The organism is Pseudomonas sp. NKUCC02_KPG (assembly GCF_019345465.1).
GTDB lineage: Bacteria > Pseudomonadota > Gammaproteobacteria > Pseudomonadales > Pseudomonadaceae > Aquipseudomonas.
This window is the reverse complement of record NZ_JAHKRC010000019.1, coordinates 69,072-84,450: the sequence shown is the minus strand read 5'-3', so window position 1 is coordinate 84,450 and position 15,379 is coordinate 69,072. Positions and strand designations below refer to the sequence as shown.

The 15,379-nt window shown below is 58.3% G+C and carries 13 protein-coding genes; 1 reads left to right on the top strand and 12 read right to left on the bottom strand.

Features of this window, described 5'->3' with window-relative positions:
* Positions 1-10: 10 nt before the first annotated feature.
* From gcvH to arcD (KO536_RS21715), 7 genes are all read right to left on the bottom strand, one after another.
* Positions 11-394 carry a glycine cleavage system protein GcvH gene (gcvH, locus tag KO536_RS21745; RefSeq protein ID WP_133077668.1) on the bottom strand — a complete coding sequence of 128 codons (384 nt, stop codon included), beginning with the start codon at positions 392-394 and terminating at the stop codon, positions 11-13.
* 389 nt (positions 395-783) lie between these two features.
* A complete protein-coding gene (locus KO536_RS21740) occupies positions 784-2,292 on the bottom strand; it encodes a sigma-54-dependent transcriptional regulator (RefSeq protein WP_219262913.1) in 1,509 nt (502 codons plus the stop codon).
* Positions 2,293-2,443: 151 nt separating this feature from the next.
* Positions 2,444-2,803 carry a DUF5064 family protein gene (locus KO536_RS21735; protein WP_133077254.1) on the bottom strand — a complete coding sequence of 120 codons (360 nt, stop codon included), beginning with the start codon at positions 2,801-2,803 and terminating at the stop codon, positions 2,444-2,446.
* Positions 2,804-2,858: 55 nt separating this feature from the next.
* Positions 2,859-3,788, bottom strand: a complete 930-nt coding sequence (gene arcC / locus KO536_RS21730) for a carbamate kinase (RefSeq protein ID WP_133077255.1) — start codon at positions 3,786-3,788, stop codon at positions 2,859-2,861.
* A 111-nt stretch (positions 3,789-3,899) separates the two neighbouring features.
* Positions 3,900-4,910 carry an ornithine carbamoyltransferase gene (locus KO536_RS21725; protein WP_133077256.1) on the bottom strand — a complete coding sequence of 337 codons (1,011 nt, stop codon included), beginning with the start codon at positions 4,908-4,910 and terminating at the stop codon, positions 3,900-3,902.
* Between the two features lie 77 nt (positions 4,911-4,987).
* Positions 4,988-6,244 carry an arginine deiminase gene (arcA, locus tag KO536_RS21720; protein WP_133077257.1) on the bottom strand — a complete coding sequence of 419 codons (1,257 nt, stop codon included), beginning with the start codon at positions 6,242-6,244 and terminating at the stop codon, positions 4,988-4,990.
* Between the two features lie 33 nt (positions 6,245-6,277).
* Positions 6,278-7,705 carry an arginine-ornithine antiporter gene (gene arcD, locus KO536_RS21715; RefSeq protein ID WP_133077258.1) on the bottom strand — a complete coding sequence of 476 codons (1,428 nt, stop codon included), beginning with the start codon at positions 7,703-7,705 and terminating at the stop codon, positions 6,278-6,280.
* 453 nt (positions 7,706-8,158) lie between these two features.
* Between arcD (KO536_RS21715) and arcD (KO536_RS21710) the strand changes: the two genes are divergently transcribed.
* The gene (gene arcD / locus KO536_RS21710) at positions 8,159-9,586 is read left to right on the top strand and encodes an arginine-ornithine antiporter (RefSeq protein WP_133077259.1); all 1,428 of its coding nucleotides are present in this window, start codon (positions 8,159-8,161) and stop codon (positions 9,584-9,586) included.
* 95 nt (positions 9,587-9,681) lie between these two features.
* Here arcD (KO536_RS21710) and KO536_RS21705 read toward each other — a convergent pair whose 3' ends face one another.
* From KO536_RS21705 to KO536_RS21685, 5 genes are all read right to left on the bottom strand, one after another.
* A complete protein-coding gene (locus KO536_RS21705) occupies positions 9,682-10,101 on the bottom strand; it encodes a YbaN family protein (RefSeq protein WP_133077260.1) in 420 nt (139 codons plus the stop codon).
* A gap of 55 nt (positions 10,102-10,156) precedes the next feature.
* Entirely contained in the window at positions 10,157-10,765 is a 609-nt protein-coding gene (locus KO536_RS21700) for a biliverdin-producing heme oxygenase (RefSeq protein ID WP_133077261.1), read from the bottom strand.
* Positions 10,766-10,876: 111 nt separating this feature from the next.
* The gene (locus KO536_RS21695; RefSeq protein WP_219262912.1) at positions 10,877-13,474 is read right to left on the bottom strand and encodes a TonB-dependent receptor; all 2,598 of its coding nucleotides are present in this window, start codon (positions 13,472-13,474) and stop codon (positions 10,877-10,879) included.
* Positions 13,475-13,592: 118 nt separating this feature from the next.
* Positions 13,593-14,498, bottom strand: a complete 906-nt coding sequence (locus tag KO536_RS21690; RefSeq protein ID WP_257623035.1) for a FecR domain-containing protein — start codon at positions 14,496-14,498, stop codon at positions 13,593-13,595.
* A gap of 99 nt (positions 14,499-14,597) precedes the next feature.
* Entirely contained in the window at positions 14,598-15,116 is a 519-nt protein-coding gene (locus tag KO536_RS21685; RefSeq protein ID WP_133077264.1) for an RNA polymerase sigma factor, read from the bottom strand.
* Positions 15,117-15,379: the final 263 nt, after the last annotated feature.

Genomic DNA, 15,379 nt, shown 5'->3' with positions numbered 1-15,379 from the left:
GGCAGGCTTCTCAGTTGTCGTCTTGGGCTTTGATCAGGCGGTCGTAGGCGTCCTGATCGAGCAGTTGGCCTACAGCGTCGGCGTCGGCGGGCTTGAAGCGGAAGAACCAGCCCTGACCCAGCGGGTCTTCGTTGACCAGTTCCGGGCTGCTGTCCAGTGCCGGGTTGACTTCGAGCACTTCACCGTCCAGAGGCATGTACACGCCACTGGCCGCCTTGACCGACTCAACGGTGGCGGCTTCTGCGCCCTTGTCGTAGGACTGCAACTCAGGCAATTGCACAAATACCACATCACCCAGAGCGTTTTGCGCAAACGCGGTAATCCCAACAGTTACGCTGCCATCGGCTTCGGCGCGCAGCCATTCGTGGTCTTCAGTAAAACGCAATTCGCTCATGGAAACTCCTCAGGGCCAGACATGTCTGGTGGTCACAGGTAAATGCTCGTGCAGCTCGAGCTTATGGAGGAGTTCACTGCAAGATGGTTGCCAGTTTAAAAATGTCGTTATTTATCAATGGCTTGTATGCTGGTTGAAGGGCGCTGGCAGATAGCTGTGTAGCGAAATCGATACAGTCTATGGGGCATGGAAAAATCCAAGAGGATCAAAGCCTTGCGCAGTATGGGTGCAGAGGGTATGTATCGAATTCGTTCCGCTGGAGTGAATTCGATACAAGTCTTTGGGCTTTTCTGTGGGAGCTGGCTTGCCTGCGATGCTTCGGCGAGGTATTTCAGGCTTGCCGCGCTTATGCCATCGCGAGCAAGCCCGCTCCCACAAGGGGGTGAGCCTCAGGCTTTGCCCGGGATGCCGTACTTGCGCAATCGGTGGGCAATGGCGGTATGACTGGTCTGCAGGCGACTAGCCAGTTGGCGCGTCGAGGGGTAGCTGACGTAGAGCTTTTCCAGGAGTGCCTTTTCGAAGGTTTCAACGGCGTGTTCCAGGGTTTCAACCTCGCCGTCGCTTTGGCGTGCAACCGACGTGCCGGCAATGTCCAGATCGCCAATGTCGACCAGGGTGCTTTCGCAAATGGCGGCAGCGCGAAAGATCACGTTCTGCAACTGGCGCACGTTGCCGGGCCAGCGGTTGCCCAGCAGGGCCGGGTAGGTCCCGGGCGCCAGGCGGCACACCGGACGCTGGATCTGGGTGCAGGCCTGCTGCATGAAGGCGCGGGCCAGCAGCAAAATGTCCTGGCCGCGCTCGCGCAGGGGCGGCACTTCGATGTTGAGTACGTTCAAGCGGTAGAACAGGTCTTCACGAAACGTGCCCTCGTTGACCATTTTTTCGAGGTTGCGGTGAGTGGCGCTGAGGATGCGCACATTGACCTTGACCTCGCGCTCGCCGCCCACCCGCCGGAAGCTGCCGTCATTGAGAAAACGCAGCAGCTTGGCTTGCAGGTAGGGCGACATCTCAGCGATTTCGTCGAGAAAAACCGTGCCGTTGTTGGCCAGTTCCATCAGTCCCGGTTTGCCGCCGCGCTGTGCGCCGGTGAAGGCCCCGGGGGCATAGCCGAACAGTTCGCTTTCGGCCAGGTTTTCCGGAAGTGCAGCGCAGTTGAGGGCCAGAAACGGCGCGCCAAAGCGGTCGCTGATGGCATGGCAGGCACGGGCGACCAGTTCCTTGCCGGTGCCGGTTTCACCCTGGATCAACAAGGGCGCGTCCAGGGCCGCCACACGCTGCGCCCGGGCTTTGAGCGTGCGAATGGCGGGTGAGTCGCCCAGCAGGGCATCAAAGCCTTCAGCGTGATCGTGGTGCAGCGCAGCCAGGCGTTCGCCGATACGGCTTGGTTGGTAAAGGGTCAGCAGGGCGCCTGCATCGGTTATCGGGGTGGCATCGAGCATCAACGGATGGCCATTGAGCGTGACTTCGCGCAATGGCAGGCGAAAGCCGTTTTCCAGCAACACAGCCAGCAGTCCGGGGTCGCTGAACAGCTCGCCGATACTTTCGCCGGTCGGCTCTCGGCCATACAAGGCCACCAGTGCCGGGTTGGCCAGCAGCACATGGCCCTCGCTGTCCAGCGCCAATACCGGATCGGTCATGGCGGCGAGCAGGGCATCGAGTTGCAGGTGGCGACGCTGGCCGGGAAGGATATCGACCACGGTCACGGTCTGCACACCCCTGACCCCGAACAGCGCTTCTCGCAGTTCGTCGAGTACTTGCGGGCTCAGGGTCGGGGCGTCGATATACACGTTGGGCGGGACCATCTCCACCGCATCCAGATTGAGGTTACGCCCGCCCAGCAACGCCAGGACTTCCTGGGTGATGCCGACACGGTCGATGAAACTGACATGGATACGCATGGGAACGGCAAACACTTCTGGCCAGCAGGGATGGCCAGTATGCCTTGGTGGGGGAGATAGGTGAAATTCCGTGGGAGCGGGCTTGCCCGCGATGGCACCAGCGCGAGCAAGCCCGCTCCCACAAAAGCGCAGCCACCATCAAGTGGCTGAATTACTCCAGATGTTCTGGTTTGATCGGATCACCCGGCTTGTGGTTGAGTTGGGCCAGGACGTCGGAAAACATCTTGTCGTAGTAACCGTGCATCGCGCGGATGTCAGCGGTTTTGGGAATGCCGTGCTTGACGGCAATCCGGAAAGCGTCATGGGCAAAGTTGTAGGCCATGTCCTTGGGCAGCGTGAACGACTCTTTGAAGTCCTTCTTGTTGATCTGGCCATGCATGTCGAACTGCATCGACTTGCCTTCCTTGGGATCCTGAACGACCTGGTAATCAATCTTGATGTCATACCCAAAGTCGCCCGGTTGCAGCGGCTCGCGATGAATATGCAGGTGACCGGGTTCGAACGAGGCCATAGGGTTACTCCTTGATGCTATGGGAAAGGGCAGGCCCCTGGGCCTGCCCTGGGGCTCAAAAGTAAGTGATACCCGGTTTTTCGGTGCTGACCCGAGTACCGGCCTTACCTTGAACGATTGCTTCGATATCCGCCAGTGCGCCGATCACTGCGGTCTTGCCGGTTTTACGGGCAAACTCGCAAGCAGCTTCGACTTTCGGTCCCATTGAACCCGAGGCAAAACCGAGTTTTTCCAGTTCGTCCGGATGGGCCTGGGCAATGCCTTTCTGGGTTGGCTTGCCCCAGTCAATAAAGGCCGCATTCACGTCTGTGGCGATCACCAGCAGGTCGCTGTCCAGCTGTTGGGCCAGCAGCGAGGACGCCAGGTCCTTGTCGATCACCGCTTCAATCCCCCTGAGCTTGCCGTCTTCGCCGTACATGGTCGGGATACCGCCACCGCCCGCACAGATCACGATGGTGCCTTTTTCCAGCAGCCATTTGATCGGGCGAATTTCGAAGATGCGCTTGGGTTTAGGGCTGGCGACCACGCGCCGGAATTTGTCGCCGTCCGGAGCAATGCTCCAGCCTTTTTCTGCGGCCAGGCTCTTGGCTTCGCTTTCGGTGTACACCGGACCGATCGGCTTGGTCGGGTTCTGGAACGCCGGGTCTTTTGGATCGACTTCAACCTGGGTCAACAGCGTGGCGAAAGGTGCTTCGGGTGGCAGCAGGTTGCCCAGCTCTTGCTCGATCATGTAGCCGATCATGCCTTCGGTTTCAGCGCCCAGCACGTCCAGCGGGTAAGGAGCAACGGCGGTGTAGGCGGCGGCTTGCAGCGATAGCAGGCCGACCTGAGGGCCATTGCCGTGGGCCACTACCAGTTCATTGCCGTGGGCTATGCGAGCGATTTGGGCGGTAGCGGTCTGGATGTTTTCGCGCTGGTTCTCTGCGGTCATGGGCTGTCCGCGACGCAAGAGGGCGTTACCGCCCAGTGCAACGACGATACGCATAAAAAATATCCTTTTAAATGTGTGGGAGCCGTGTGTGTGGGAGCGGGCTTGCATCGCGCGCAAGCCCGCTCCCACGGTAGTCATGCGTTCACATGACTACCGTGGACAGGCTTAGATATCAGCCAGTGCCGCGACCAGAATCGCCTTGATGGTGTGCATGCGGTTTTCAGCTTGCTCGAAGGCGATATTGACTGGGGACTCAAACACTTCCTCGGTCACTTCAATGCCGTTTTTCAGGTTTGGATGGTGCTCGGCCACGTCCTTGCCGACTTTGGTTTCACAGTTGTGGAACGCAGGCAGGCAGTGCATGAACTTCACGCGTGGGTTTTCTGCCGCTTTGATCATGTCGCTGTTGACCTGATAAGGCAGCAGCAGCTTGATGCGATCGTTCCAGGCTTCGACCGGTTCGCCCATCGATACCCAGACGTCGGTGTGGATAAAGTCCACGCCCTTGACTGCCGCTTTAGGGTCTTCGGTGAGGGTGATTTTGGCACCGCTTTCCTTGGCGAACTCCTGGCACTGCTTAACGAACGCTTCTTCTGGCCACAGGCTTTTCGGTGCGGCGATACGTACGTCCATGCCCAGTTTTGCGCCGATCAGCAGCAGCGAGTTACCCATGTTGTTGCGGGCATCGCCCAGGTACGCGTAGCTGATGTTGTGCAGCGGCTTGTCGCTGTGTTCACGCATGGTCAGCACGTCGGCGATCATTTGCGTCGGGTGGAATTCAGCGGTCAGGCCGTTGAACACCGGTACGCCAGCGTACTTGGCCAGTTCTTCCACGATGGCCTGTTCAAAACCACGGTACTCGATGGCGTCAAACATGCGGCCCAGAACGCGGGCGGTGTCTTTCATGCTTTCTTTGTGACCGATCTGCGAAGAAACCGGGTCGATGTACGTCACGTGTGCGCCCTGGTCGTGGGCCGCCACTTCGAACGCGCAGCGGGTGCGGGTCGAGGTTTTTTCGAAGATCAGCGCAATGTTTTTGCCTTTCAAGTGCGGCTCTTCAGTACCGGTGTACTTGGCGCGCTTGAGATCGCGGGACAGATCGAGCAGGAAGTGCAACTCACGTGGTGTGTGGTGCACCAGGCTCAGAAGGCTGCGGTTTTTCATGTTAAAAGCCATGGTGATCTCCTTGGTTTCGGGTTAACCGGCTTGCACCGGCCCCTTTTGGGGGCCGTGCAAGCAATCAAATGGGTTACTTAATAGTCGATTGGGTCACGTACGATCGGGCAGGTCATGCAGTGACCGCCGCCACGGCCGCGTCCCAGTTCGGAGGCGCTGATGGTGATGACTTCAACGCCCGCCTTGCGCAGCAGGGTGTTGGTGTAGGTGTTGCGGTCGTAGCCGATTACCACGCCAGGCTCCAGGGCGACCACGTTGTTGCCGTCATCCCACTGCTCGCGTTCTGCCGCGAAGGAGTTGCCGCCGGTTTCGACGACCCGCAGTTTTTTCACGCCCAGGGCCTTGGCCACGACGTCGAGGAAGTGACCTTCTTCACGGCGCACGTCCACGCCGCCGTGTTTCTTGTCGTCCGGGTACACCGAGAACGCAACGATCTGGTTCACGACTTCAGGGAAGATGGTGACCAGGTCGCGGTCGCAGAAGCTGAACACGGTGTCCAGGTGCATCGCAGCGCGGGACTTGGGCATGCCGGCAACGATCACGCGTTCTACGGCGCCATGCTTGAACAGGTTCTGCGCCAGTTGGCCGATGGCCTGGCGCGAGGTGCGCTCGCCCATGCCGATCAGTACCACACCTTTGCCGATGGGCATTACGTCGCCACCTTCAAGGCTGGCATTGCCGTGGTCGACAGTCGGGTCGCCGTACCAGACCTGGAAGTCGGCGTTGGTGAACTCGGGGTGGAACTTGTAGATCGCGGTGGTCAGCAGGGTTTCCTGACGACGCGCCGGCCAGTACATCGGGTTCAGCGTCACGCCACCGTAGATCCAGCAGGTGGTGTCACGGGTGAACTGGGTGTTGGGCAGCGGTGGCAGGATAAAGCTGGTGTGACCGAGAAAGTCACGGAACATCTGGATGGTCTTGCCACCAAAACTGTCGGGCAGGTCGTCTGCCGACACACCGCCAATCAGGTATTCGGCTGCCTGGCGAGGCTCAAGGCTCTTGATCCATGATTTGACTTCGTTGACCAGGCCCACACCCACCTGATTCGGTGTCACTTTGTGGTCCAGGATCCAGTCCAGGGCTTCTGGAATGGCAACGATATCGGTCAGCAGGTTGTGCATTTCCAGCACATCAATGCCGCGGTCGCGCATTTTGGTCACGAAGTCGAAGTGGTCACGCTTGGCCTGATTGACCCACAGCACGTCATCGAACAGCAGCTCATCGCAGTTGCTTGGGGTCAGGCGCTGGTGAGCCAGGCCTGGGGAACACACCATAACCTTATGCAGCTTACCGGCTTCGGAATGCACGCCGAACTTCACTTTTTCCGTGGTCATTACAGTCATCCTCCAAAGTACACAAACAGGTTGTTACAGGGTCAGGAATCCGTCGTAGAGGCCATAGGCAGCCACCAGGGCGCCGATCACTACTGCGGCAAAAATCACTTTCTCGATGTGGGTGAAAACAGGTTGGCCGCTTTCACGCTTGGCCTTGGCGAACAGAATGGCGCCAGGTGCATACAGCAGGGCCGAGAGCAGCAGGTACTTGAGGCCGCCGGCATAGATCAGCCAGATGGCGTAGATCAGCGCGATACCACCGATGATCAGGTCTTTCTTGCGTTCGGCCAGGGCGTTCTCGTAAGTCTCGGCGCGTACTGCCAGCAGGAAGCCGTAGGCCGCCGACCAGAGGTAAGGCACCAGGATCATCGAGGTCGCGAGGTAGATCAGTGACAGATAAGTACTGGCCGAGAACAGGGTGATGATCAGGAACAGTTGCACCATGGCGTTGGTCAGCCACAGGGCGTTGACCGGTACATGGTTGGCGTTTTCCTTTTTCAGGAAGGCCGGCATGGTGTGGTCTTTGGCGGCCGAGAACATGATCTCGGCACACAGCAGCACCCAGGACAGCAGGGCACCCAGCAGAGAGATGATCAGGCCGACGCTGATCAGCACCGCCCCCCAGTGACCGACAACATGCTCAAGCACGGCCGCCATCGACGGGTTCTGCAGTTTTGCCAGTTCAGGCTGAGTCATGATGCCCAGCGACAGTACGTTCACCAGTACGAGCAGCAGCAGCACGGTGATAAAACCGATCACGGTGGCCCGACCTACGTCGGAGCGTTTTTCGGCACGGGACGAGAAGATGCTTGCCCCCTCGATACCGATGAACACCCACACGGTGACCAGCATCATGTTGCGCACCTGATCCATCACGCTGCCCAGGTCCGGGTTTTTTACGCCCCAGATGTCACTGGTAAAGATGTCCAGTTTGAACGCGAAGATGGCGATCAGAATAAACAGGACCAGCGGTACGACCTTGGCAACGGTCGTCACCAGGTTGATGAAGGCTGCTTCCTTGATCCCGCGCAGTACCAGGAAATGCACGGCCCACAGCAGGATCGAGGCGCCGATGATGGCGGCGGGGGTGTTGCCTTCGCCGAAGATCGGGAAGAAGTAGCCCAAGGTGCTGAACAGCAACACGAAATAGCCGACGTTACCCAGCCAGGCGCTGATCCAGTAACCCCATGCGGATGAGAAACCCATGTAATCGCCGAAGCCGGCCTTGGCGTAGGCGTAAACACCACCGTCCAGGTCAGGTTTGCGATTGGCGAGGGTTTGGAACACAAAAGCGAGGGTCAGCATACCGACTGCGGTGATTGCCCAGCCGATCAGGATTGCACCTACATCAGCACTGGCGGCCATGTTTTGCGGCAATGAAAAAATACCGCCGCCAATCATGGAACCGACTACCAGAGCAACCAGCGCACCCAGTCGCAGTTTTCCAGGAGTATCAGACATTGTAGTGACTCCAATCTAGGAGAAGTGAGGCTTCGAAGTTAAGTCCATTGATAATCAAGCCATTTGACATAGATCAGGGCATTACTACATTCCATTGTCAGTAGAGCGGGGAAGGTCGCGATATCGTATTTTTATGACGCTTGCTCAAAGCCTTACGCCAGAGATGTTTGCAGGTGTTAATACGTTGCTTAATCGCGTTGTCGTGGAGATTGAAGCTAGACAGTATTTTGAGATTTGCAAATGTCATCTTCATGTTTCATGCCCCTGTCGATGAAATTAAATCGTCATCTATATGTGTACTGATTTTTAGGTTTCAATAGAAAATAACGTTATTAATAAGGGCGGGCTTATTGCGTAACTCTACTAAACGTTCGGCGGGTACATATAATTAGTCGGTGAACGTTTTAAACCCGATAATGATGAATTAACTAACCAGCACATTCAGAGGTGTCGATGTCGCAACAGACGCAGAAGCTTCGGCTAAACGCCTTGATTGCATTGGTGGTGGGCTCGATGATTGGCGGCGGGATTTTTTCGTTGCCACAAAATATCGCCGAGCGTGCCGCGGGTGGTGCCGTGTTGATCGGTTGGGCGATCACTGCCGTGGGCATGCTGGCGCTGGCCTTCGTGTTTCAGACCCTTGCCAACCGCAAGCCGGAACTGGATTCGGGGGTGTATGCCTACGCCAAGGCCGGTTTCGGCGACTACATGGGCTTCTCGTCCGCCTGGGGTTACTGGATCAGTGCCTGGATGGGTAACGTCGGCTATTTCGTGTTGCTGTTCAGCACTCTGGGGTATTTTTTTCCGGTGTTTGGCCAGGGCAACACGCCTGTCGCCATCGGCTGTGCGTCGTTGCTGCTGTGGGGAGTGCATTTTCTGGTGCTGCGCGGGATCAAGGAGGCGGCGTTCATCAACCAGTTGACCACCGTGGCCAAGATCGTGCCGATCGTGATGTTTATCGTGCTGACCGCCGTGGCCTTCAAAGCGGATATTTTCACCCGGGACTTTTGGGGCACTGAAACCCCAAGTCTGGGCAGCGTGATGGACCAGGTACGCAACATGATGCTGGTCACGGTGTTTGTCTTTATCGGCATTGAAGGCGCCAGTGTGTACTCGGGCCGTGCGGAAAAACGCTCGGATGTCGGCAAGGCCACGGTCATCGGCTTTCTCGGGGTGCTGGCGCTATTGGTGCTGGTGAACGTGCTGTCGCTGGGGATCATGAGTCAGCCGGAGCTGGCACACCTGCAAAACCCGTCGATGGCCGGTGTGCTCAAGCATGTGGTGGGGGAGTGGGGTGCGATCCTGATCAGTATCGGCCTGGCGATTTCGCTGCTGGGCGCGTTGTTGTCGTGGGCATTGTTGTGCGCCGAAATTCTGTATGCCACGGCCAGGGACAACACCATGCCGGCGTTCCTGAAAAAGGAAAACGCCAACCATGTGCCGGTCAATGCCCTGTGGTTGACCAACTCCATGATCCAGATTTTCCTGGTGATTACCCTGGTGTCAGCGGGGACCTACACCAGCCTGATCTACCTCGCCTCGTCGATGATTCTGGTGCCTTATCTGTGGTCGGCAGCCTATGGGGTGCTGCTGTGCGTGAGGGGTGAGACTTACGAGAGGGCGAGACGGCGGCGCATCAAGGATCTGCTGGTGGGGGCTGTCGCGCTGATCTACGCGATGTGGCTGTTGTATGCGGCGGGGCCCAAGTACCTGCTGCTCTCGGCATTGCTGTATGCGCCGGGGATCATCTTTTTTGCCAAGGCCAAACGCGAACAGGGCGAGACACTGTTCACACCCTGGGAGAAAGTCATATTCGCGATGGTGCTGCTGGCTGCCATGGCGGCAGCTTATGCGCTGTATAGCGGGGCGTTGGCGTTGTAGGCAGGCTGTGTAGTCGCTGCCGCAGGCTGCGAAGGGTTGCGTAGCAAACCGTTTTCTCGAAAACCCTGCGATCCCCTCGCAGCCTGCGGCAGCGACTACAGCTGTTTAGTCGTCGCAATGGTTGCGGGCATATTCTCCGGCCGCGACCAGATCCACAGGTTGCCCATGCTCATGCCGGCAATCGCCAGAAACACCGGCCAGTTGTGATCCAGTACATAAAGCATCAGCCCTGCACACAACAACATGCTGACAGTGGCGCTGATTTTGGCGTTGCGCTTGATGATCTTGCCGTTGCGCCAGTTGGTCAGGATAGGGCCGAACAATCGGTGGTTTTCCAGCCAGGCACTCAGGCGCGGAGAGCTTTTGGTCGCGGCCCAGGCGGCGAGCAAAATGAATTCGGTGGTCGGCAGGCCCGGAATCACAATCGCGATCAAGCCAATGCCCAGGCTCACGTAGGCCAGCAAGCCGAACAGGATGCGCGCGATTTTCGACGAGGATTGGGTTTGGCGGGTCATAAGCTCAAGACGCGTAAAGGACGCCCGGTCAGCGAGTGCTGGCCGGGCAACAAGCTTAAGCCAGTTCTGGCTGTTTCACGTAGGTCTGTTCCAGCAGGAAGGTAAAGCGGCTGAAGGCATCGTTGGCGGCTTGTTCCAGCTCGGCATCTTCCTCTGGGGTGAGTTCGACGCTGTCGAGCATTTCGATAAAGCTCTTCCAGTTACGACCACGGCCTTCGGCAGGTTCACCCATGTGACGGGCACCGTGGGTCTCGCTAAGGCCCAGGAGGCGGGCTTGCTTGATCAATACGCCCGCGCCCAGCTTGGAGCCTTCGGACACAAATACCCAACCCAGTGCCTGTGCCTTGCTCGGTGCATTGACCGCGCCGGCAACCGGTGTCGGCAGCTCGACGCCCAGGTCGATCAGGTCAGCCTTGATTTGCTCTGCACGGCAGCGCTCTGGCAAGTTGGGGATGTGCTGGGTCAGGCGTGGATCGGTGTGCAGCGCGGCCAGCTCGGTCAGGAACAGGTACTGGGCGGTCGCGAAGTGGGTGTAGTTTTCGAGGCTGCCAAAGGGGTCGCGGCCCATGACTTTCTCGCCCAGGGTGTCGTGAGTCTCACGGGTGGCGAGGGTCAGGCGCTTGGAGCGCTCGGAAGGACGCGGTGCGGAATCTGGAGTGGTCATGCCAATATCCTTGAGAATGAGATGCGCTTTGTAACTAGACGATCAGGAAGACGGATCACAGTAAAAAATCCTCACTGCGCAGAACAAAAGTCTGCGCAGTGAGGCGCGCGGTCAGATATCCCAGACCAGATTGATTGCGAAGTTGCGGCCCGGAGCGGTCAAGCGCTCCATATTGGCCGGGTTCAGCACACCGGCTTCGCCCACGCTGTCGTAACCGCGCACGTCATCCCAGTTCCAGTATTTCTTGTCGGTCAGGTTGTACAGGCCAGCATTGACGGTGACGTCCTGGGTGACCTTGTAGAAACCGGTCAGGTCGAGCACGCCATAGCCCGGCGACTTGAACTGTTTGCTGGTGCCATCCGGGGAAAAGAAGGTGTTGTCGTCGACCTGGTTTTTGCTCTTGACCAGTGTCCAGCTCACCAGACCACCGTAGTTCTGTTGTTCGTAGCCCAGGCCCATGACGGCGGTCAGCGGGTTGACGCTGTTGATCGGCTGGCCAGTGTCGTTGTTGCGGCCGTGGGCATACGCCACCGAGCCCTTGGTGTAGAGGCCCTGCGGTGCGCCGAAGGCGTCCAGGTTCAAGCGGCCTTTGACTTCAGCCCCCTTGATGGTGGCGTGCTTGATGTTATTGCTCTGGAACGCAAGTTCGTTGTAGCCGGGGGTGATGGCGTCTTCATTGATGAAGTCGCGGTATTTGTTATAGAAAACTGCGACGTCGAATGACCCCGCCTCAAAGTTGCCGCGCAGGCCCGTCTCGTAGCTTTTGCTTTTTTCCGGTTCCAGATTCGGGTTTGGCTCGACCGTGTAGCCCGCCTGAAGGTTGTCATAGCGACCATACAAGGCCTTGGCGCTTGGGGTGCGGAAGCCTTCGCTGTATTGGCCGTACCACGTGTAGTTATCGTTGAACGCGTAGGTCACGCCAAATTTGGGCGACAGTCGATGCCAGACTTTTTCATCGTCGTTCACCGTGCCTCGCTGGTCACTGTTGACGGTATTGAGGAATTCCTGTGTGACGTGCGGCGTCAGCTTGGTGTAGTCGTAGCGAAGACCGGGCATGAAGGTCCAGTCGTTCCAGCTGATCTGATCCTGGGCGAACAGGCTGTAGGTGTTGATGGTCGGGTCGGGGAAGTCGCTGGACTTGACCAGATAATCGCTCGGGCTGTTGGCGCCAACAGCCGTGCAGCCTCTGCCCACTGCCAGGCAGGTGCCCGAGCCGCTGCGCGAACCGGTGACATTCTGATGCTTGACGGTGGCGCCATAGGTCAGCAGGTGATCGGTGTCGGCAATATGGAAAGCCTTGTCCGCCTGGACGTCCAGTACCCACATTTTTTCTTCATATTTAGTGTTGCGCGAGCGCATCACATTGCGGGTGAAGGGGAAGTAGTTTTCCAGGGTGTTCTGGTCGGTCTTGGCGATCTGGTAGTTCAGGCTCCACTTGAAGTGATCGGTCAGCATGGTGTCGAGAACCATGCTGTTTTCCACACCGAAACGTTCGCGAGTGATGGTGTCCTGGCCGGTTCGGGAGCGATACATGCCCAGCGGCTGGCCGTTGTTGAACGGGCCACCGACGGCACTTTTCACATCGATATCAGTACGGTCCTTGTACTTCTCGTAGGTGAAGGACAGGCGATCGTCATCGTTGTAGTTCCAGCCGGCCTTGGCCAGCACGTTGGTGGTTTTCACGTCTTCGGGGTTGGCCGCGGTCCGGGAGAGGCCGGTGCCGCCGTGATCGCCATAAGATTTGGTTTCATGCCCGTCGCGCTGGCTCAGGTGCAGCAAACCATCGAATTCACCCGAACGACCGGCCACCGTGCCGGATTTCAGCCAGCTGCGATCGGCCGAGCTGTAGCCTGTTTTCAGGCGGGCACCGACATCTTGGCCCGGCTTGATGATGTCATCCGGGTCCAGGGTGAAGTAGCTGACGGCGCCGCCGATGGCGTTGCTGCCATACAGCACTGACGCCGGACCACGGAGGATTTCAACACGCTTGATGATTTCCGGGTCGACGTAGTTGCGCTGGGTCTTGGCGTAAGGGCCGTTGAAGAACGAGCTGGGGATTTCAACGCCATCAATCTGGGTCAGAATCCGGTCGCCATCGATACCGCGGATATTGTAGTTGCTGATACCGCCGCGCTGACCGGCGCCACCTACCGTGACACCCGGCTCATAGCGCACCAGATCCTTGATGGTATTGACGTTATCGCGGTCCAGCTCCTGGCGGTCATGGACGGTGACGGTGCTGGGCACCGAGTTCACGTCCTGTTCCTGGCGAGTGGCGCTGATGGTCACTTGTTGCAAGGCCAGGGTGCCGGTGGAGCTGCTGCGCTTTTCCAGCACAATGTTGTTGTTGCCCAGTTTGCGGTAGCCCAGGTTGGTACCGATGAGCAGACGTTCAAGGGCTTTTTCCGGGGGCAGGGAGCCGCGTACGCCGGGCGAGGACACATTCTGCGCCAGCTCTGCCGGCAACCCGACCTGCCAGCCGGTGACGGCGCTGAAATCGTTCAGGGCAGACGCCAGCGGCTGCTGGGAAATCGCGAATTTGTAATTGCCCACGGAGCGGGTGGCCGACTGCCCATCGGTCGCGGCCATGACGGGAGCCGCCTGTACACCGGCCAGGAGCATGGCAGCGGTCAACAACGACAACGTGCACTGCTGCAAACCGCCCGTGCGGACGTTGGATGAGGACCGGCTGTTGAAACGAGTGGGCATTGATAGCGCTCCGTGGTGAACGAATCTTATAGTTGCGAAGCTGATTCAAAATGCGAATCAGTTGCATTGACTACAACGAGACGAACGACCTGTGGCTATCGCGTAAAAAAACTTACAACTAATTAAGAATGACCAGCGCGGGGAATTCCGAGATGTTGCTCGAGGTGATGTGGGCGAGTGAGCGCAGGATGTCCAGCGGCTGGTCGAGCCGGTAGTTTCCGGTCACTGCAATGCTGGCCAGTTTGTCGTTGTTGCTGACGATCCATCCGGGGTAATAGCGGCGCACTTCATCCAGTACTTTGCCCATCGGGCAGTTTTCAAACACCAGGCGCCCTTGAACCCAGGCCAGGTCGGTCTGGGGGTTGAGCCTGGCGGTCTTGCTGAATCCGTTGGGGCCGATGCGCACGCTGTTACCGGCAGACAAACGCATTTGCGTGCCGACACTGCTCACCCGCAAGTCAACATCGCCGCGTTGCACCCGCACTTGGGCTTCGCCATTGAGGTAGCTCACGGCAAAGTCGGTATCGCGCACACTGACACGCACGGGGCCAGCATCAAGAACCATGGGCAGTTCCAGGTCGGCCGGGATTTCGAAGTACGCTTCGCCCTGGTACAGGCGAGCGCTGGCCTGGGCATTGACCACTTTGCTGGAGAACGCGGAGTTGGTGTTAAGCAGTACTTTTGAACCGTCTTCCAGTTGCAGGCGCTGGCGCTCGCCGACCACGGTCAGATGATCGGCTTGCAGTCGCAAGGGCACATTGCCGTAACTGCCGACACAAAGAATCACGACCGCCGCTGTTGCCAGGTGCTTCCAGTGCCGCCCGATGCGTTGCAACAGGCGTGGCGTGCGGCGGGTTTGCAGGGTTTGCGCGGCAGCCAGAACCGGCTCTCCATTCCAGATCGCATTGGCTTTGGCAAAGGCGAGGGCGTGGGCAGGGTCGGCATTGAGCCAGTTTTGGAAGGCGGCTTTTTGTTCGTCGCTCGCACACTCAAGGGTGATCAGCCAGTCCAGTGCCTGATCCATGGCGCTGTCTTGCAGCACGTCTTGCGCAGAATTATGAGTGTCCGGCACGGGTGTTCCTTGGCAGTTACAGAGCGTTCTTACAGGCATAGCCCGTCAAGGTTAAGGCCGATTCAGCCTGTCGGCTACCCCGATGCAGATTGCCATGATTAATTTGAGCTCCTTTTGAACCGTGCTCAAGGACACATCAAGCTCTTCGGCAATCTCCTGATAACTGCAGCCATGAAGGCGGCTCAGGATGAAAATTCGCTGTTGGCGGGCGCTTAGCTGGCTCAGGCTCACACTCAAACGCTCCAGTAATTGCGCGGCTTGATGGGCTTCTTCCGGGGTGCTGAGAGGGGAGGCGACGCCTTCGATGACTTCCAGCGGCACATCTTCGACGACGGTGCGTGACTGAATGCGCCGGGCGCGCAGATGATCGAGCGCCAGGTTGCGTGCGGTCTGGAAAACAAAGGGTTCAAGGTGTTCGACGGAGCGCTCGCTCAAGGCCCGCGTCACGCGCAAGTAGGTTTCTTGCAGCAAGTCTTCGGCGGTGCTGTGGTTATTGACCATCCGCTCCAGCGTGCGCAGCAAGGTGACCCGCTGGGTCAGGAAGACTTGATTGAAGTGGGACTGACTCACAGTGCTACCCGACCGATTTTGAGCGAATGATAATGCTTATCATCTATGCCGTTGGTCAAGCGCTGTTTTGAAAAGCCATGAATAACAAAAAACGCTAGCCCCGTGATGAACGCCCCCTGACCTGTAGCCGCTGAGGAGCGCAGCGAGGCTGCGTTCGGCGGCGAAGCCGTCGTAAACCCGGGCAACCCGTACGTTCAGACACTTCGCAGCTACCGATTCTGCGACCGCTTCGCGCTCGGACGCAGCCTCGTTCTACTCGTCAG